This is a genomic window from Nonomuraea dietziae, assembly GCF_014195505.1.
GTDB lineage: Bacteria > Actinomycetota > Actinomycetes > Streptosporangiales > Streptosporangiaceae > Nonomuraea > Nonomuraea roseola.
This window is the reverse complement of the sequence record NZ_JACIBV010000001.1, coordinates 8,081,483-8,098,909: the sequence shown is the minus strand read 5'-3', so window position 1 is coordinate 8,098,909 and position 17,427 is coordinate 8,081,483. Positions and strand designations below refer to the sequence as shown.

The following is a 17,427-nucleotide window of genomic DNA, read 5'->3' as shown; positions in this document are numbered from 1 at the left end:
GTGACCGTTGCTCCTGAAGGCCGTAAGCTCCTCCGCCTGGAGGTGCGAAACGCCGAAACCCCTATTGAGCGCAAGCCCCCGTGGATCAAGACCAAGCTCAAGACCGGTCCCGAGTACACCGAGCTGAAATCGCTGGTGCGCAGGGAGGGCCTGCACACGGTCTGCGAAGAGGCCGGCTGTCCCAACATCTACGAGTGCTGGGAAGACCGCGAGGCGACCTTCCTCATCGGCGGCGACCAGTGCACCCGCCGCTGCGACTTCTGCCAGATCGACACGGGCAAGCCGAAGGAGTACGACAAGGACGAGCCGCGCAGGGTCGCCGAGTCCGTGCAGCAGATGGGCCTGAGGTACGCCACCGTGACCGGCGTCGCCCGTGACGACCTGCCCGACGGCGGCGCCTGGCTCTACGCCGAGACCGCCCGCCAGATCCACGCGCTGCTGCCGGGCTGCGGCGTCGAGCTGCTGGTCCCCGACTTCAACGGCGACCAGGCCCAGCTGGAGGAGGTCTTCTCCAGCAAGCCCGAGGTCTTCGCGCACAACATCGAGACCGTGCCGCGGATCTTCAAGCGCATCCGTCCCGCCTTCCGCTACGAGCGCTCGCTCGGTGTGATCACCAAGGCCCGCGAGGCGGGGCTGGTCACCAAGTCCAACCTGATCCTGGGCATGGGCGAGGAGCGCGAGGAGGTCGTCCAGGCCATGCGCGACCTGCACGAGGCGGGCTGCGACCTGCTGACGGTCACCCAGTACCTGCGCCCCACGCCGCGCCACCACCCGGTGGAGCGGTGGGTGAAGCCGGAGGAGTTCGTCGAGCTGCAGGCCGAGGCAGAGGCGATCGGCTTCGCCGGGGTGCTGTCCGGGCCGCTGGTCCGCTCCTCCTACCGGGCGGGGCGCCTCTACCAGCAGGCCATCGAGGCTCGCCAGATCGTCTGACCGATCACGTGAAAGGACCGCGTCCCACCAGGGGCGCGGTCCTTCTCGCATTCTCGATGTAACGCAATGGTCACAAACCTATCGATCAGTAGGTTTTCTGGTTGACACTGACTGCGTGGACTTCGACGAACTGATCAACCAGCTGGACCTCTCCACCAAGATCCGCCTCCTCACCGGCGCGGACATGTGGTCGCTGCCCGCCGTCCCCGAGATCGGCCTCGACCGGCTCGTGATGAGCGACGGCCCCATCGGCGTGCGCGGTGAGCAGTGGACCTCCGCCGACCCCTCGATCGCCCTGCCGAGCCCCACGGCGCTGGCCGCCACCTGGGACAGCGGCCTGGTCCGCCAGGTGGGCCGCCTGCTGGCCCAGGAGGCCAGGCGCAAGGGCGTGCACGTGCTGCTGGCGCCGACGATCAACCTGCACCGCTCCCCCCTCGGCGGACGGCACTTCGAGTGCTTCTCCGAGGACCCCTACCTCACCGGCGAGCTGGGCGCCGCCTACGTCGAAGGCGTGCAGGAGGGCGGTGTCGCCACCACGCCCAAGCACTTCGTGGCCAACGACTTCGAGACCGACCGCTTCACCGTCGACGTCAGGGTGAGCGACAAGGTGCTGCGCAAGGCGTACCTGGCGCCGTTCGAGCGGGTGGTGCGGGCGGGCGCCTGGGGCCTGATGACGGCCTACAACTCCGTCAACGGCACCACGATGACCGAGCACTCCGAGCTGGTCAACGGCGTGCTGAAGCAGGAGTGGGGCTTCGACGGATACGTGGTGTCCGACTGGACCGCCGTGCGCTCCACAGAGGCGGCGGCGCTGGGCGGCACGGACGTGGCGATGCCGGGGCCGTTCGGGCCGTGGGGCGACAAGCTCGAGGAGGCCGTGCGCGAGGGCCGGGTGCCCGAGTCGGTCGTCGACGACAAGGTCCGCCGCATCCTCCGCCTGGCCCACAGGGTCGGCGCGCTGCGGCCGACGTCCGGCGCCCCGGCCGAGCGGGCCGAGCACGCCGCGATCGACGGGGTGGCGCTCGCACGGGAGGTGGCGGCACGCTCGTTCACGCTGCTCAAGAACGACGGCGACCTGCTTCCTCTCGAGGGTGTGACGAGCCTGGCGCTCATCGGCTCGGCCGCCGACGAGGCGCGGATCATGGGAGGGGGAAGCGCGCAGGTCTTCCCCGACCGCACGATCTCCCCGCTGGAAGGGCTGCGCGCCCGCGGCGGGGTGCGCTACGCCCTCGGCACCGACCCGAGGGTGCGGCTGTCGCCGCTGGCCGTACCGACGACCGCGCAGTTCCTCGACGCCGAGGGGCAGGTGCTCGCCGAGCACCCGCTGGCGACGACGGAGGCCAGGTGGGTCGGACAGCTGCCGCCCGACGTGGACGGCGAGCGGCTCAGCGCGGTACGGCTGCGCGCCGCCTACACCCCCGACCTCACCGGCGCGCACGAGCTGTCAGTCGCGGGCGTGGGCCCCTTCACCGTGCGCGTCGACGGCGAGACGGTCTTCGACGCGACCATCGAGCTGGAGGGCGACGACCCCGCCGCGGCGTTCCTGTCGCCGCCCGAGCGGCGCGTCGCCGTCGAGCTGACCGAGGGCACGGCCTACGAGTTGGAGGTGACCCACCCGGCGGGCGCCTTCGGCGGCATGGCGTTCGTCGCCTACACCCTCGGCCACGCCAACCCCTCCCCCGGCGACGACGTCCTCATCACCCAGGCGGTGGAGGCGGCACGGTCGTGCGAGGTGGCCGTGGTGGTGGCCGCCACGACGCTCGAGGTGGAGAGCGAGGGCTTCGACCGCGAGAACCTGCGCCTGCCCGGCCGTCAGAACGAGCTCATCGCCGCCGTCGCCGCCGCCAACCCCCGCACGATCGTGGTCGTCAACGCGGGCTCTCCCGTCGAGATGCCGTGGATCGCCGACGTGGCCGCGGTGCTGCTCACCTGGTTCCCGGGGCAGGAGGCGGGGTCGGCCCTCGCCGACGTCCTGTACGGCGACGCCGAGCCAGGCGGCCGCCTGCCCACCACCTGGCCGGTACGGCTGGCCGACAGCCCCGTCGTCGACGTCACGCCCGTGGAGGGGCGGGTCCCCTACGAGGAGGGCGTCTTCATCGGCTACAGGGGCTGGGAGAAGCTGGAGCGCACGCCCGCCTTCTGGTTCGGGCACGGCCTGGGCTACACGAGCTGGTCCTACGACTCGATCGCCGCCGAGGGCTCGACCGTGACGGTCGCGGTCACGAACACGGGCCCGCGCGAGGGACGGGAGGTCGTGCAGGTCTACCTCTCGGCCCCGACGCCCGACGGCAGGCCCGCCAGGTGGCTGGCCGGCTTCGACGTCGTGGAGGCCGCTCCGGGCGAGACGGTGCTGACGACGGTGTTCCTGCCCGAGCGCGCCTTCCAGATCTGGACGGACGAGGGCTGGACGACCGTGCCAGGCGAGTACACGGTCGAGGCCGGCCGCAGCGTCGCCGACAGGAGACTCGGGGCGACCACCAAGATCTGAGCCGTCATCACGAGCGCCTCCGCGAGCCAGTCCGCTCACGGGGGCGCTCGTCGTGCGCCCCTGGTCATCCTCAGGATGACGAGGTCCTCGCCGTGCCCCCGCGGTATGACGATCAGTTCGTCCGGCAGGAGGAAAGCGACGCCGCCGGCCGCTGCGAGGCTCCTTGCAGGACGTCAACCGCCTACGAGGAGATGACCGATGCCGACTTCCACACCGGGCCTTCGCGCGCGCCGTACCGGGGTGAAGGCCATGGGGCTGGCCCTTGCCGCCGTCGCGACGCTGACCGCCGCGCCCGCCGCCGCCGAGCCCTCGGCCGTCAGGCTGAGACTGCCCGCGCCGACAGGCGGGAGCCCGATCGGCGTGACCGACCTGCACCTGGTGGACAAGTCGCGTCCCGACCCGTGGGTGGCGGCCAGGCCGTACAGGGAGCTCATGGTGAGCGTCTGGTATCCGGCGGGCGGCTCGCCGCGCCTTCCTCTGGCCCCGCAGATGGCGCCGCTGGCGGCGGCGGACTTCGACGACACCCTCGCGCCCGCGCTTTTCGGCACCAAGCCCGGCACGGTGGACTGGGCCGCCACGACGACGCACGCCAGGGCGGGCGCCCCCGTCGACAGGCGGGCAGGGCGCGTCCCCGTCGTGCTGTTCTCCGCGGGCGCGGGCGCGCCGCGCACGATCGGCGCCACACTCGTCGAGGAGCTGGCCTCCAGGGGCTACGCCGTCGTCACCGTCGACCACACCTACGAGGCGGCCCAGGTCGAGTTCCCCGGCGGCAGACTCGAACGCAGCGCCTTCCCTCAGCGGCCGACGCAGGAGGACATGGCCAAGGCGCAGCGGGTCCGCGAGGAGGACATGAGGTTCGTGCTCGACCAGCTCGCACGGCTCGGGCGCGGCGACAACCCCGACGCCGAGCGGCGCAGGCTGCCTGCCGGTCTGCGCGGCGGGCTTGACCTGACGAGGGTCGGGGCGCTCGGCCATTCCATGGGCGGGGCCACGGCCGCTCAGCTCACGCACGGCGACCGGCGCGTCGACGCGGGCGTCAACCTCGACGGCGGCTTCCGCGGGTCGGTCGCGACCACCGGCGTCGCCAAGCCGTTCCTCCAGATCGCCGCGGAGAACCACACCAGGGCGAGCGATCCGTCGTGGAAGTCGTTCTGGGACAGGTCCACGGGCTGGAAGCGCGAGCTGCGCTTCACGGGGACGGCGCACTACAGCTTCTCCGACGCCGAGGCGATGGTGCCCCAGCTCGCGGGAGAGCTCGGCGTGCCGGCCGGCGACATCATCGGGACGATGGATCCCCGCCGCGCCGTGACCGCCCAGCGCGCCTACGTCAGCGCCTTCTTCGACCTGCATCTGAAGGGCAGGCAGACCACGCTGTTCGACGCCCTGAGCAGCCGCTTCCCCGAGGTGAAGCCGATCCCCTGAGAGGACCGCCCGCGACGAGCCGCGCAAGGACGGGTCACGTTTTCATCTCCGGCGGGTGGTGTTTGTATCCTTCACAACATGGCTAAGCCCGTAGACCCAGAGAAGCCGGGGCGCATCAAGCAGCTCCGCATGATCGCGAAGATCATCCAGCAGGCCAACCCCAAGGGGATGCCGATCGTCTTTCTCTCGGCGGTCGCCACGCTGGCGGTGGTCATCGTGATTGGCCTGGTCACGGGCTGGATCTGGTATTCCATCTTCATCGGCATCATGCTCGCGTTCACCGTGGGCCTGATCGTGTTCGGCCAGCTGGCCCAGCGCGCCCAGTACTCCATGCTCGACGGCCAGACCGGCGCGGCCGCCGCGGTGCTGCAGGGCATGCGGGGCAACTGGGAGGTGACCCCCGCGATCGCCGCCAACCGCGACCAGGACCTCGTGCACCTGGTGGTGGGCTTCCCCGGCATCGTGCTGGTCTCCGAGGGGCCGGGCAACCGCGTGCAGAAGATGCTGGTCGGTGAGAAGAAGCGGCTGCAGCGCGTGGTCATGGACGTGCCCGTCTACGACATCCAGTGCGGCGACGGCGAGGGCCAGGTGCCGCTCGGCAAGCTGCAGCGCCACCTGATGAAGCTGCCGCGCAACCTCAAGAAGCCGGCCGTCAACCAGGTCAAGGACCGGCTGCGCTCGCTGCCGAAGAACCTGCCGATGCCCAAGGGCCCGATGCCCAAGGGCGCCCGCATGCCGCGCGGCCCGAAGATGCGCTAGTGCTGTCGGCGTCGTCGCGGGCCAACCGCTTCTGGTGGGACGGCAACGCGGACGAGTACCAGGTGGAGCACGGAGACTTCCTTCGTGACTCCGGCTTCATCTGGTGTCCCGAGGGGGTCGACGAGGCCGAGGCGCACCTGCTCGGCGACGTCGCGGGCAAGGACGTGCTGGAGATCGGCTGCGGCGCGGCCCCAGTGCGCGCGATGGCTGTCGGGGCAGGGCGCGAGAGTGGCGGCCTTCGACATCTCCCACCGCCAGCTGCGCCACTCCCAGCGCCTCGACCTCGACACCGGGCTGCGCGTTCCCGTCGTGCAGGCCGACGCCGAGAGCCTGCCCTTCGCCCCTGCCAGCTTCGACCTGGCGTGCTCGGCCTTCGGCGCGCTGCCGTTCGTGGCCGAGCCGCTGCGGGTCCTCCTCGAGGTCCGCAGGGTGCTGAGGCCCGGCGGGCTGTTCGTGTTCTCGGTGAGCCATCCGATCAGGTGGGCCTTTCCCGACGACCCGGGCCAGCGGGGGCTCACCTCCGACCGGTCCTACTTCGACCGCACGCCGTACGAGGAGAGGGACGACGAGGGCACGCCCACCTACGTCGAGCACCACCGCACGATGGGCGACTGGATCTCCCTGGTGGTCGCCTCAGGGCTGACCGTCAGAGGCCTGCTGGAGCCCGAGTGGCCGCGCGGCCACGACCGCGTGTGGGGCGGATGGAGCCCCCTCAGAGGCCGGCACCTGCCGGGCACGGCCATCTTCACCTGTGGCGCTTAGCCATGGCGTGGAAGACCTCCTTGGGCTCACCTCCCGGCATCCTGACGACGCCGTAGGAGGCCAGGTCGTCCTCCCCCTCGTGGCTGTACCCGGCGAAGGTGAACCAGAAGGCGCTGTCGACGCCCTCGGCCTCGAAGACGTCCATGAGCTCGGTGAAATAGCGGGCCTGCTCGCCCTCGTCACGCACCGCGCCGGCGGGAGGGCGCCAGGCCATGCCGCCGAGCTGCCCCGCCCCCGTGTAGGCGCAGGTGCCGAACTCCGTGACGGCGACCGGCTTGCCGTGCTCGAAGTGGCCGCGGATCTCCTCGGCGAAGCTGCCCGCGTTGTAGGCGGCCCGGTAGGCGTCCACGCCGACCAGGTCGAAGGGGGTCCAGTCGATGAACTCCCACGGGCCCGAGGCGTAGGTGACGCGCCCGCCGAAGCGCGGCCTGACCGCCGCCTCCACGGTGTCGGCGAGGAAGAGGCTCAGGCGCTCGAGCACGGGTCCGAGCCTGCCCCACCACTCGATGTCCGCCATGGCCATGGCCTCCATGCGCTCCATGTAGGTTTCGCCCGCCATGAAACCCCGGCCGAAGGCGCTGGTCTCGCACCCCGTGACGAACACCACCTCGGCGCCCGACCTGCGCACCGCTTCGGCCCTGTCGGCGCAGTCGGCGTAGAGCCCGGTCATCTCCTCGGGCGTCAGGTCCACGGGGAAGGGCGCGAACCACACCTCGAGGCCGGCCGCGGCCGCCTGCTCGGCGGCCACCGACAGCCGCTCGGGCACCACCCCCGACACCCGTACGGCGGTGCAGCGCAGCTCCTTGGCGATCACCTTCATCTCCCTGGCCACGTCGGCGGGGTCGAAGGTCTTCCTGGAGAGGTCGGGCAGGAAGCCCGTGTCGTAGTTGATGCCCGTGGCGCGCACGTCAGTGTCCCCTCATTCCGTTCTCGAGCAGGTCGAAGGCGCGTTTCACCGCGTCGTCCGTGAGACGTCCCTCGAAGAACAGCTCCTGCAGCGCCGTCACGGTGGACATGAGCTGCGCCGCCATGAGGCGGGCGGTGATCTCGTCCTGCTCGGCGGCCAGCACGGCCGCCAGCTCCGCCCGCTGTCCCGCCTGGACCGCCTGCAACCCCACCAGCAGCGCGGGGCTGCCGGAGATGATCCTGACCAGGGTCGCCACCTCGGGGGCGTCGGCCCTGACCATCAGGGCGCAGTGGTCGCGCACCGCGTCGACGACCGACCGGTCGTCCTGGCGGGCGGCGACGATCCCCGCGAAGTCCTCCTTGACGCCGTCGAGGACCAGCGCCTCCTTGGAGGGGAAGTACTTGAACAGCGTCACCTTCGCCACCTCGGCCGCCTCGGCGATCTCGTTGACCGTGACGTCGTCGAAGCCCCGCTCGGCGAACAACCGCATCGCCACCTGCTCGATGCGGCAGCGCGTCTGTTCCTTCTTGCGCTCGCGCAGACCAGCCATGCCGAAACCATACCTGGTTCATAGATGAACCGGGTACAGAATTTAGGGATATCCTGCCCTACATGCGCACGACCATGGTGTTCGACACCCTGTCGTGCACGCCGCGCTGGTCGCGGTCGAAGATCACCGCGGGGACGGCCAGGCACAGCAGGATGGTGCGCACCAGCACGGGAAGCCACCTGGGCCGCCCGCCGTCCATCGCCGCGACCCTGATGCCCATCAGCCGGTGGCCGAAGGTCTGGCCGAGGAAGCCGACCAGCAGCAGGTACTGCACCGCGAAGATCGCCACCGGCACCCACGGCGACTCGGCGGGGTTGATCCGAAGCAGCGCCTGGGCGATGGCCCACGTGCAGATCAGCCAGTCGATGACCAGGGCGCCGAACCTGCGCCCGAACCTGGCCATCGAGCCGCTGCCCTCCTCGGGCACGCCCAGCCGCTCTCCCGGGTACCCGAGATCGACCCCCGCCGACCTCACCCCTCCCAGCCAGGTCTGGGTCCACCGGGGCTGCTCCTGCTTGCCGCTCATACCCCAACGGTATCCGCCCGGGGTGCCGGTCCGTATCATGCCTCGACACCCCCCGAAAGGCACGATCCATCCATGTCCCCCGACGATCTCGACGACCGCTTCAACGCGCTCGTCTCCCAGGTGGAACCCGAGCGACCACGCCCGAGGACCACCGCCCGCCCGTCCCGCCGCCGCCGGATCACCGTGGCCGCCGTCGCGGCGGTCGCCGTCGTCGCCGTGCTGATCGCGGCGGGAGGCACGGTGGCGGGCAGGCTGCCTGACCTGCTCGCGGCCGTCGAGGCCGCGCTGCCGACTCTCGGACCCGTACCCGAGGAGACCGAGCCGGTGGCCGGTTCACCCGAGGAGGTGGGGCCCTTCGAAGGCTCCAAGGCCGAAAGCTACCCCAACGGTGCGGCGGGCCTGGTCATGCCTCCCGCCAAGGCCATGCACGGCCTGTCGAAAAAGGACGTGGCCACCGCCCTCAAGCGGGTCAAGGCCCTCATGGCCGCCTCGCACCTGGACGTGCCGACCCTCATGGGAGGCAGGCCCAAGGCCTTCGCCGACCTGCTGCCCCCGGAGGAGCGCGCCTGGTTCAGGAAGAACCTCGACAGGACCCGCGGGTTCGCGGCGAAGGACGACTTCAACACCAGGGCGTGGGTGCACAGCTTCGCGCCGAAGACCGCCGAGCTGGCCACCCCTGTCGTCAAGGTGAAGGGCAAGACCACGCTGGGCCGCTACAGCGACGACGGCCGCACCGGCGTGAAGATCTCGATGAGCTACGTCTTCGTCTACGCCGTCCAGCGGCCGGGCCAGCCGTGGACCCGGCACCGGGTGGTCTCCCACCACGTCGGCGAGGCGCACGTCTACCGGGAGGACGGCGAGCTGGTCGTCTGGGTCTACAACTGGAACACCGGCGGGGTGACCCCCGCCAGGTGCGACGTCGACGACTCCTTCGTCCACCCCTTCTATCCCGACTCGCCACGCGACAAGGTGGCCGAGCGGGCCACCGAGCACGCCGGCGACCCCTACGACCTCACCCCCGAGGAGAACGAGGCGTGCACGATCTCCTCCGAGACGTGACGGGCTTAACACATGCGAAACAATCGGGACACGGGCCGGAAACGGCCGACCCCTACGGTCGGCCTGATAGCCCATGCCCCTGGGAGGTTCGAGAGTGTTTAACTCCGCCGACGACGTCCTGAAGTTCATTAGGGACGAAGGGGTGCAGTTCGTCGATGTCAGGTTCACCGACCTGCCGGGGACGACGCACCACTTCACCTTCCCGGTCGAGAACTTCGGCGCGAACGTCTTCTCCGACGGCCTCATGTTCGACGGCTCGTCGATCCGCGGTTTCCAGGCCATCCACGAGTCGGACATGCTCCTGCTGCCCGACCCCTCCAGTGCCGTGCTCGACCCGTTCCGCCAGCACAAGACGCTCAACATCAACTTCTTCGTGCACGACCCGCTGACCGGCGAGGCCTACAGCCGCGACCCGCGCAACGTCGCCCGCAAGGCGGAGGAGTACCTCAAGGGCACCGGCATCGCCGACACGGTCTACTTCGGCCCTGAGGCCGAGTTCTACATCTTCGACGACGTGCGCTTCGAGACCAACCAGCACTCGAGCTACTACTACGTCGACTCCATCGAGGGCGCCTGGAACACCGGCAAGGCGGCCGAGGGCGGCAACCTGGGCTACAAGCCGCGCTACAAGGGCGGCTACTTCCCTGTCCCGCCGATGGACCACTTCACCGACCTGCGCTCGGAGATGGTCCGCAATCTCATCGAGAGCGGCATCGAGGTCGAGATGCAGCACCACGAGGTCGGCACCGCGGGCCAGGCGGAGATCGACTTCAAGTTCGGCACGCTGCTCAAGACGGCCGACAACCTCATGCTCTACAAGTACGTCATCAAGAGCACGGCCCTCGAGTACGGTCACACGGTCACCTTCATGCCGAAGCCGATCTTCGGTGACAACGGCTCCGGCATGCACTGCCACCAGTCGCTGTGGAAGGACGGCTCGCCGCTCTTCTACGACGAGGTCGGCTACGCGGGCCTGTCCGACACCGCCCGCTACTACATCGGCGGCCTGCTGAAGCACGCGCCCTCGCTGCTGGCCTTCACCAACCCGACGGTGAACTCCTACCACCGCCTGGTGCCGGGGTACGAGGCGCCCGTCAACCTGGTCTACTCCCAGCGCAACCGCTCGGCCTGCGTGCGCATCCCGATCACCGGGTCCAACCCGAAGGCCAAGCGCATCGAGTTCAGGGTGCCCGACCCCTCCTGCAACCCGTACTTCGCCTTCGCGGCGATGCTGATGGCGGGCATCGACGGCATCCGCAACAAGATCGAGCCGCCGGAGCCCGTCGACAAGGACCTGTACGAGCTGCCTCCGGAGGAGGCCCGTCTCGTCCCGCAGGTGCCCGGCTCGCTGTCGGAGGTCCTCGACGCGCTCGAGGCCGACCACGACTACCTGCTCGAGGGCGGCGTGTTCACGCCCGACCTGATCGAGACGTGGATCGACTACAAGCGCACCAACGAGGTCGACCCGATCCGCCTGCGCCCGCACCCGCACGAGTTCGAGATGTACTACGACGTGTGAGCACGTCATGTGAGTGAGGCCGTCGGCCGTGCCCGCCCCGGGCGCGGCCGACGGCCTTTTCAGCTGCGGTCGGGGCCTGAGGGGTGACGCCGCCCCCGGCGTGGCCCCTGCGCTGCTCGGTGAGATCCTGAGGGCCGTCGACGAGAGGAGGGCCGCGATGACCCCGGAGAATATCGGTCGGTTGCGGGCAGAGGCGTCCCGCGGCGACTACACCTCCATGGCGCGGCTGGCGCGGGAGCTGTACGGGAACGGGCTGGGTCCGCGCGAGGTGCTGCGCGAATGCTATGGCGTCGCGTTTCCCGAGGAGGTCTTCGCCGTCGTCGACGCCGGGCTGTGGTCCCTGGACCTCCTGGCGTACTTCACCAACCAGCCCTGGCAACTGGCCGTCCCGCCTGATCGAGGCGGCCCGACGGACTTGCCCGACCCCATGGCGGAGGTCGAGTCGCTCCTCGTGGCCCGCGACCCTGATCTGCTGCCGCTCCTGCAGATTCCCGCTGCCGCCGCCGCTGATGAGGACCGCATCGTGTGCTACCGGCTGGAGGAGCTCCGGGCGGGCCGTCCGACGGTCTTCTGCCTGGCCGCGGATCACTACCCCAGCAGGGAGGTGCGTGAGGGTGAGGCGGCGCGCTGCGGCGATTCCATGCTTGCGGTCCTGCACGAGGAACACGCCGCCTCCCTCCGCTCGCTGGAGGAGGAGGTGCACAGTCCGTGGAACCGAGGTGCGGGCTCTGTCTCGTGGGATGAGGTCTGTGCGGCTCGCACCTCGTTGGAGCTGGTCGAGGAACTGCGGCGGACGGCGGAAGGGCGTCAGGGGGACTGAACGCTCGGGCTCTCGCTGTCCTGCGACCAGGAGCCATCCGTCCGACCACCCGCTGGAACGGCGCCATGCGGCCCGCACAGGCCGACACGGAGCCTGAGGAGATCTTCCAGCGCGAGATCCTGCAGCGCCACACCGCCCCCGAGCCGACCTCGTGGGCCACCGAGCCGGGAGAGGCTCACTCGCTCGCCGGCCACAGCATCGGCGACCCGTTCCTACCGACTCGCCAGCAGCCACCGACCGGCCTGCGAGGAGCAACGTGGCACTCCGCACCCCGGCGGAGTGGCGTTCCGTGCGGCCTGTCGGGTGTCCGTCAACAGGAGTCGATGCGCTGAACTGCGGAAACGGAAGCTCATTTAGCCCTACCGCCGAAATCCGTACCTGTCCTCCCGGATGCCGACGTGGCCAGGCGGGCTCGCACCTGGTCGATCAGCGGGGCCAGGTGCCGGCCCGCGGCCTGCGCTGCTTGCTCGCCATCACCGCCGGCGATGGCGGCGAGCAGTTCCTCATGCTCGCGCGTGCCGACGTCGGACAGTCGGGGGTCCGCGGTGGCCTGGCTCATCCCGGCGGCGACCACAGAGGAGATAGCCCGGTACAGGTCGATGAGCAACTTGTTGTGGGAAGCGTCCACCAGGGCGAGGTGGAAGTCGATCGCCCGCGCGACGCGGTCCTGGATGGTGCCCTCGTCGGGACCGCCGGCCAGGTCCGCCAGCCGTACCAGGTCGTCCGGCGTGTGCCGTTCGGCGGCCTGCCGGGCGGCCTCCACCTCCAGCCCGCGCCGTACGGTCGCCACCTCCAGCAGGTCCGACAGCTCCAGCCGGCGCATCAGCACGCCCTCGGTCTCGCCCCTGGCGCGCACGTAGGTCCCGTCGCCGTGCCGTACCTCCAGCATGCCCGCGTGCGCCAGCGCGCGGACCGCCTCGCGCATCGTGTTGCGGGCTACGCCGAGCAGCTCGATCAGTTGCGGCTCGGCAGGGATACGCTCCCCCACCGGCCACTCACCGGAGACGATCGCCTCGCGTAGCTGCTGAATGGCCTGGTCGACGAGCGAGTTTCGGGTGACCGTACGCACGGAGATCTCCAGAGGTCCAATGATTGGATGTCCATGCTAGCTTGCTGTGCCATGGAATACCGCAAGCTCGGCGCCAGCGGCCTGTCGGTCAGCGCGCTCACCTATGGCAACTGGCTCACCCACTCCGCCGACGCCGCCGAGAACGCACGCCAGTGCGTGGCCGAGGCCCTTGACGCCGGCATCACCAGCTTCGACACCGCGGACGTGTACGGCCGCCCCGACTACGGCGCCGCGGAGCGAGTGCTCGGCCAAGCCCTGTCTGGTGTGCGCCGCGCGTCGATCGAGATCTTCACCAAGGTCTGCCTGCCGACCGGCACCGGCCCCAACGACAAGGGCCTCTCGCGCAAGCACATCACCGACAGTTGTCACGCCTCCCTGCGCAACCTCGGCACGGACTACATCGACCTCTACCAGGCGCACCGCTTCGACGAGGAGACGCCGCTGGAGGAGACCATGACCGCTTTCGCGGACCTGGTACGGCAGGGCAAGGTGCTCTACCTCGGCGTTTCCGAATGGCGAGCCGACCAGATCGAGGCCGCCGCCGCCCTCGCCAAGGAGCTGAGGGTGCCGCTGATCTCCAACCAGGCGCAGTACTCCCTGTTGTGGCGGGTCATCGAGCCGGAGATCGTGCCCACGAGCTCCCGGCTGGGCCTGGGCCAGATCGCCTTCTCCCCTCTGGCGCAGGGCACTCTGACCGGCAAGTACCGGCCCGAGCAGCAGCCACCCGCCGAGAGCCGGGCCACCAGCTCCCTCGGCTCCACCTTCGTCGGCCGCTACCTCGGCGGGCCGGTGTTGTCGGCCGTGCAACGCCTGCGCCCGATCGCCGACGAGCTCGGTCTCACGCTCGCCCAGCTCGCCGTCGCGTGGGTCCTGCAGAACCCGGCGGTCTCCAGCGCCATCATCGGGGCCTCCCGTCCCGGGCAGATCCGCGAGAACGCCGTCGCCGCCGGCCACACGCTCGACGCGGAGACGATGGCCAGGATCGACGCCGTCTTGATCGACGACATGTACGGAGACCTCGCCGAACGCGACCCCGCCAAGGTCGCGGCTCCGTTCGACGTGATGCCGGCCTGGAAGTCCTGACGGCGGGATGGTGGCCGTCGCCCTTGGCGGCCACCAGCTCATCGGCCGCCGGGCACGACCATGGCGCAGCCTGTAGACACCGTCCCGGAAACGCGTGGCATGCCAGCTCGCTGACATGCCAGCGTGCTGGCACGCCGACCTCGCGGGTGTGGCTGGGCGAAGACATCGATGGATGCGATCCCGGAAATGGAAGCCCGTCTACGGCCCGACCTGGCGCTGCGTCGCCGCCGGCACCTGGCCGGGCACCCGAGCTGGCGCACCTGGTGGCGCTCTTGCTTCGGCACCTGCCGCAGAGCGAGGCCGCCGAGCTGCTGACGCCAGGTGGCCAGCGCCGCCGGCCTGGTGGGCGTGTTGCGCCGGCGGATCGGCAAGGAGCTGCCCGAAAGTCCGGTGAGGACGAGCTCGCCTGAGGGTTAGTCCGGCTTGTATGCCCTTGCGACCGATGAGATGGTTGCGGACGCCGGTCTGTCGAGGTGACGACCCGATGCGAAGGGGACGGCGATGACCAACGACCCAGCACTGCAGGCCCTGTCCAGGCTCGTCGGCACTTGGAAGATCACCGGAGGGCACGAGGGAACCGTGACCTACCGCTGGCTGAACGACTTCTTCCTCCAGCAGGATGTGCACCTTGGCGGCGCACACGGCATCGAGATCATCGGCCGGGAACGAAAGCTGATGGCCGAGCCCAGCGCCGACATCAAGTCTCGCTATTACGGCGACGATGGCAGCACCCTCGACTACACCTATGAAATAGAGGGCGACACCCTCACCATCTGGGCGGGCGAGCGAGGCTCTCCTGCCTACTATCAGGGCGTCTTCAGTCCGGACAGCCACAGCCTCACCGGAGCGTGGGTCTACCCGGACGGAGGCGGCTACGACTCCAACGCCGAACGCGTCGAATAGGCGGCCCGCCCGTCGCTCACGCATTGATCATCCAGAGGCCGTCGATCGCTGCCGGAGACGGTTGCCCATCGTCCAGGCCGGACACGGGCATCCAGGCGGCAGCGCGTGTGGACCCGTGGGCCTCATTGATCACGATTACTCGTTGCAGCGCTCCAGCTGCTGACCGACAGGCATGTCGTAGCGAGCGCCGCGCCAGGGTGTGACGTGTTCAGGCATGGTCACGACGACTCCTCCAGGGCGGTCGGGTGTTGGCTTCAAGGAGTCACCGATGTGGTGAGCCGCACTTCAGCGATCATGCCTCAGGGCGGTGTCCACACGTGATCGCGCACCCAACGGGCCGGCTCAGGACCGTCTGCCACACCAGTCGGCCGGACTCGTCCCGGCCCCGTTTCCCGCTGCGTACCCGGCCGCCAGCAGCTGCCCGAACGCCGTTGCCAGCGCCACCACAGTCGCCGAGCGGTTGGGCGTGCTCGAGGTCATCGCCAAAATTCTGAAGCGCTACCGAACCGAGCGCGCCGTGTGGAGGACGTTCCTCAAGATCGTCGAGCGGCTGGAGCCAGTCCTGGATGACGAGGACCTGTCATTCCCCGAGCAGGTGTACGCAGTGCTGGGTCCGCCGGCCTGGATGGACGCCGAGCCGGGTGGTCCGCCAGGGCAGGGGGTCTGCACCGTGGAGGCGCTGTGACCCGGAGGACGAGGATTCTGCCATTCAAGATCAGTGCTGCGATTTCCCCCTTCAGTGAAGCAATAAGGGATCAATAACGCCTTCCCCTAGCGTCTGCAACAGCCATCACATCGTCGACAAGGGGAATCAATGATCAGGAAGTTCACCGTCTCCACCGTCACAGCGCTCGGCCTGGCTGTCGCAACGCTGCCTGCTGCTGCACATGCTGGATCGGCGATGATGATCGGCGACTGCGAGAAGGGCGTGCGGAGTGGCGGAGGCGCATCCTGGGCCTACTGCAACTCTGGCAGCGGCTACGTACGCGCATGGGCCGACTGCTGGAACCCGGACACGTTCAAGAAGGTCCGGTACTACGGGTCGTGGGTCGAGGCAGGGGCAACCTCGATCGCATCCTGTAACGCCAGTTATCCCAGCCTGGGCTCCTACGGCTACTCGACGAAATCCTGATACCAGATAGATCGTTCTCCACTTCGTGTGCGGATCGAAGAGTCCGCACACGGAGAGGCTGACCCACGGCTACACACCGTGGGCGACCACCTGCGTGGCGAGCCCGGTCGCGCCACGAGAGACCCGTGCAGCAGCACGTACGCGTTGCCGATGGCCGGCTGGTCGCGCCGCCCGAGGGGCCGGTCCCGCGCATCTCACTCCCCCTCCATTCCGGCATCATCGCCACGCGCCAGGCCGTATCAGGCCGCTCTCGTAGGCCAGGATGACCAACTGGAGCCTGTCGGGCACGTTCAGCTTGGCGATGGCCCTGGTGATGTGGGTCTTGGCAGTGAGCGGACTGAGACGAGGCGCTCGGCGATCTCGTCGTTGGAGAGGCCGAGCGCCACGAGCTTGACCGTCTCCAGTTCCCGGGCGGTGAGGAGGGCCAGCCGCTGCCCCGCGCTGGGCGTCGGGGCTGTGTGGTGGCCCGTCTCTCTGCGGGTTTCGGAGGCTTCTGCCGCCGGTTGTGACGCCGTTGCCCGGTGATCCGGCTCACCTACATGGCGGCGGCCAGGTCATCGTAGGAACCGCCCTGGTCAGCGTGGGCGCGGATGGCTGCCGCGATCGCCCCAGAAGGACGCTCGCGCAGGATGGCCAGATAGCGGATCAGCCACTCCGTCCAAACGGCGCCTGCCGTGACGGGCTGATCTACGAGGCTGTGGCTGCCCGCCGGCAGGTCAGGGTCGCGGCCGCCGCGGAGGGCGGCCAGGCCCACCGGGATGGTGTCGAGTGTCTCGGCAAGCTCGGCGGCGTCGTCGTCGAGGGTGGCGGAAGCCCACGATGGTTCGCCCCGATCCCAAGCTGCGCGCGGATGGACGCGTTCGCCGCGAGCAGGGGCTGCGGCGAGCCGCAGATGAACAGCTGTCTGGTCACTCTGCCAGGAGAGCTCGGTCCGTTCGTTACCTTCTGGCGCCCGCGCCCGTCATAGGAGCGACGGCCGTGTACGCCCACGGTCGTCGGACCAACAACGAGATGGGAGATCAGGGTGCTGACGAACCTTATGTATGTGACGGTCCACGTCACCGATCAGGACCGCGCGCTGAAGTTCTACACCGAAGGGCTCGGACTGGAGAAGCGCGTCGACTACCCGGGGCCGGAAGGACGCTTCCTCACCGTGGGCGTCGCCGGCAGTCCGGTCCAGATCCTCCTCTGGTCGCATGCGCAGGCCGAGGGACAGCCGGTCGAGAAGCGGCCGGATGCCGCCGCCGGTGCGCTCATCCTCGAGTCGGATGATCTAAGGAAGGATTTCGAGGTGTTTCGCCGGCGAGGCGTGACATTCGACCAGCCCGAACCGGAGGACTACCCGTTCGGCGTTCGCATCGAGGCGGTGGATCCGGACGGCAACCGGATCTCCCTCCGCCAGCAGCGCCGCCGAAACCGTGCCGATGGCTGACCGACCGTAGACCATGCGACGATCCAGGCCGTCATGACCCATGAGCAAGCAGATCCGAGGAAACCA

At 69.5% G+C, this 17,427-nt stretch carries 17 protein-coding genes and 1 pseudogene; 13 read left to right on the top strand and 5 right to left on the bottom strand.

Annotated features, from left to right (window positions below):
* The 5 genes and pseudogenes from lipA to FHR33_RS38525 all read left to right on the top strand — a co-directional run bounded on the left by lipA (position 1) and on the right by FHR33_RS38525 (position 6,361).
* Positions 1 to 930, top strand: coding sequence for a lipoyl synthase (gene lipA / locus FHR33_RS38545; protein ID WP_183658670.1), 930 nt, complete (start codon positions 1 to 3; stop codon positions 928 to 930).
* Between the two features lie 115 nt (positions 931 to 1,045).
* Positions 1,046 to 3,418, top strand: a complete 2,373-nt coding sequence (locus FHR33_RS38540; protein ID WP_312895915.1) for a beta-glucosidase H — start codon at positions 1,046 to 1,048, stop codon at positions 3,416 to 3,418.
* 198 nt (positions 3,419 to 3,616) lie between these two features.
* Positions 3,617 to 4,840 carry an alpha/beta hydrolase family protein gene (locus FHR33_RS38535; RefSeq protein ID WP_221241420.1) on the top strand — a complete coding sequence of 408 codons (1,224 nt, stop codon included), beginning with the start codon at positions 3,617 to 3,619 and terminating at the stop codon, positions 4,838 to 4,840.
* 78 nt (positions 4,841 to 4,918) lie between these two features.
* Complete coding sequence (locus FHR33_RS38530; protein WP_183658668.1) at positions 4,919 to 5,599, top strand: DUF4191 domain-containing protein; 681 nt, start codon at positions 4,919 to 4,921, stop codon at positions 5,597 to 5,599.
* Positions 5,599 to 6,361, top strand: a pseudogene (locus FHR33_RS38525) (class I SAM-dependent methyltransferase). Before FHR33_RS38530 ends, FHR33_RS38525 begins: the two are co-directional and overlap by 1 nt.
* Here FHR33_RS38525 and FHR33_RS38520 read toward each other — a convergent pair.
* The 3 genes from FHR33_RS38520 to FHR33_RS38510 are packed head-to-tail and all read right to left on the bottom strand — an operon-like array spanning position 6,345 to position 8,344.
* Positions 6,345 to 7,268: a glycoside hydrolase family 113 protein gene (locus FHR33_RS38520; RefSeq protein WP_183658666.1), complete on the bottom strand. Its 924-nt coding sequence runs from the start codon at positions 7,266 to 7,268 to the stop codon at positions 6,345 to 6,347. The pseudogene FHR33_RS38525 and the gene FHR33_RS38520 sit on opposite strands and share 17 nt — an antisense overlap.
* Before the next feature lies 1 nt (position 7,269).
* Positions 7,270 to 7,818, bottom strand: coding sequence for a TetR family transcriptional regulator (locus FHR33_RS38515; protein WP_183658665.1), 549 nt, complete (start codon positions 7,816 to 7,818; stop codon positions 7,270 to 7,272).
* A gap of 58 nt (positions 7,819 to 7,876) precedes the next feature.
* On the bottom strand, positions 7,877 to 8,344 hold the full coding sequence (locus FHR33_RS38510) for an RDD family protein (protein WP_183658663.1): 468 nt from the start codon (positions 8,342 to 8,344) through the stop codon (positions 7,877 to 7,879).
* A gap of 72 nt (positions 8,345 to 8,416) precedes the next feature.
* On the opposite strand from FHR33_RS38510, the gene FHR33_RS38505 reads away from it, so the two are divergent.
* From FHR33_RS38505 to FHR33_RS38495, 3 genes are all read left to right on the top strand, one after another.
* Positions 8,417 to 9,403, top strand: a complete 987-nt coding sequence (locus FHR33_RS38505) for a hypothetical protein (RefSeq protein ID WP_183658661.1) — start codon at positions 8,417 to 8,419, stop codon at positions 9,401 to 9,403.
* Positions 9,404 to 9,497: 94 nt separating this feature from the next.
* Entirely contained in the window at positions 9,498 to 10,922 is a 1,425-nt protein-coding gene (gene glnA, locus FHR33_RS38500) for a type I glutamate--ammonia ligase (protein WP_183658658.1), read from the top strand.
* 157 nt (positions 10,923 to 11,079) lie between these two features.
* Positions 11,080 to 11,742, top strand: a complete 663-nt coding sequence (locus FHR33_RS38495; protein ID WP_183658656.1) for a hypothetical protein — start codon at positions 11,080 to 11,082, stop codon at positions 11,740 to 11,742.
* Positions 11,743 to 12,091: 349 nt separating this feature from the next.
* Here FHR33_RS38495 and FHR33_RS38490 read toward each other — a convergent pair whose 3' ends face one another.
* Entirely contained in the window at positions 12,092 to 12,811 is a 720-nt protein-coding gene (locus FHR33_RS38490) for a FadR/GntR family transcriptional regulator (protein ID WP_312895913.1), read from the bottom strand.
* Between the two features lie 51 nt (positions 12,812 to 12,862).
* Between FHR33_RS38490 and FHR33_RS38485 the strand changes: the two genes are divergently transcribed.
* From FHR33_RS38485 to FHR33_RS38470, 4 genes are all read left to right on the top strand, one after another.
* Positions 12,863 to 13,894: an aldo/keto reductase family protein gene (locus tag FHR33_RS38485; protein WP_183658654.1), complete on the top strand. Its 1,032-nt coding sequence runs from the start codon at positions 12,863 to 12,865 to the stop codon at positions 13,892 to 13,894.
* 501 nt (positions 13,895 to 14,395) lie between these two features.
* Positions 14,396 to 14,797, top strand: coding sequence for a hypothetical protein (locus FHR33_RS38480; RefSeq protein WP_183658652.1), 402 nt, complete (start codon positions 14,396 to 14,398; stop codon positions 14,795 to 14,797).
* 460 nt (positions 14,798 to 15,257) lie between these two features.
* Positions 15,258 to 15,482: a hypothetical protein gene (locus tag FHR33_RS38475; RefSeq protein WP_183658650.1), complete on the top strand. Its 225-nt coding sequence runs from the start codon at positions 15,258 to 15,260 to the stop codon at positions 15,480 to 15,482.
* 129 nt (positions 15,483 to 15,611) lie between these two features.
* A complete protein-coding gene (locus FHR33_RS38470) occupies positions 15,612 to 15,929 on the top strand; it encodes a hypothetical protein (protein ID WP_183658648.1) in 318 nt (105 codons plus the stop codon).
* Between the two features lie 535 nt (positions 15,930 to 16,464).
* Here the strand turns inward: FHR33_RS38470 and FHR33_RS38465 are convergent.
* Entirely contained in the window at positions 16,465 to 16,683 is a 219-nt protein-coding gene (locus tag FHR33_RS38465) for a hypothetical protein (protein ID WP_183658646.1), read from the bottom strand.
* A gap of 270 nt (positions 16,684 to 16,953) precedes the next feature.
* On the opposite strand from FHR33_RS38465, the gene FHR33_RS38460 reads away from it, so the two are divergent.
* Positions 16,954 to 17,361 carry a VOC family protein gene (locus FHR33_RS38460; protein ID WP_183658644.1) on the top strand — a complete coding sequence of 136 codons (408 nt, stop codon included), beginning with the start codon at positions 16,954 to 16,956 and terminating at the stop codon, positions 17,359 to 17,361.
* The last annotated feature ends 66 nt before the right edge of the window (positions 17,362 to 17,427 follow it).

Excerpts from the sequence above, each read along its gene's own strand:
- FHR33_RS38535 (WP_221241420.1), top strand. The coding sequence starts at position 3,617 with ATGCCGACTTCCACACCGGGCCTTCGCGCGCGCCGTACCGGGGTGAAG.
- FHR33_RS38530 (WP_183658668.1), top strand. The coding sequence starts at position 4,919 with ATGGCTAAGCCCGTAGACCCAGAGAAGCCGGGGCGCATCAAGCAGCTC.
- FHR33_RS38515 (WP_183658665.1), bottom strand. The coding sequence starts at position 7,818 with ATGGCTGGTCTGCGCGAGCGCAAGAAGGAACAGACGCGCTGCCGCATC.
- FHR33_RS38510 (WP_183658663.1), bottom strand. The coding sequence starts at position 8,344 with ATGAGCGGCAAGCAGGAGCAGCCCCGGTGGACCCAGACCTGGCTGGGA.
- FHR33_RS38505 (WP_183658661.1), top strand. The coding sequence starts at position 8,417 with ATGTCCCCCGACGATCTCGACGACCGCTTCAACGCGCTCGTCTCCCAG.
- FHR33_RS38495 (WP_183658656.1), top strand. The coding sequence starts at position 11,080 with ATGACCCCGGAGAATATCGGTCGGTTGCGGGCAGAGGCGTCCCGCGGC.
- FHR33_RS38485 (WP_183658654.1), top strand. The coding sequence starts at position 12,863 with ATGGAATACCGCAAGCTCGGCGCCAGCGGCCTGTCGGTCAGCGCGCTC.
- FHR33_RS38480 (WP_183658652.1), top strand. The coding sequence starts at position 14,396 with ATGACCAACGACCCAGCACTGCAGGCCCTGTCCAGGCTCGTCGGCACT.
- FHR33_RS38470 (WP_183658648.1), top strand. The coding sequence starts at position 15,612 with ATGATCAGGAAGTTCACCGTCTCCACCGTCACAGCGCTCGGCCTGGCT.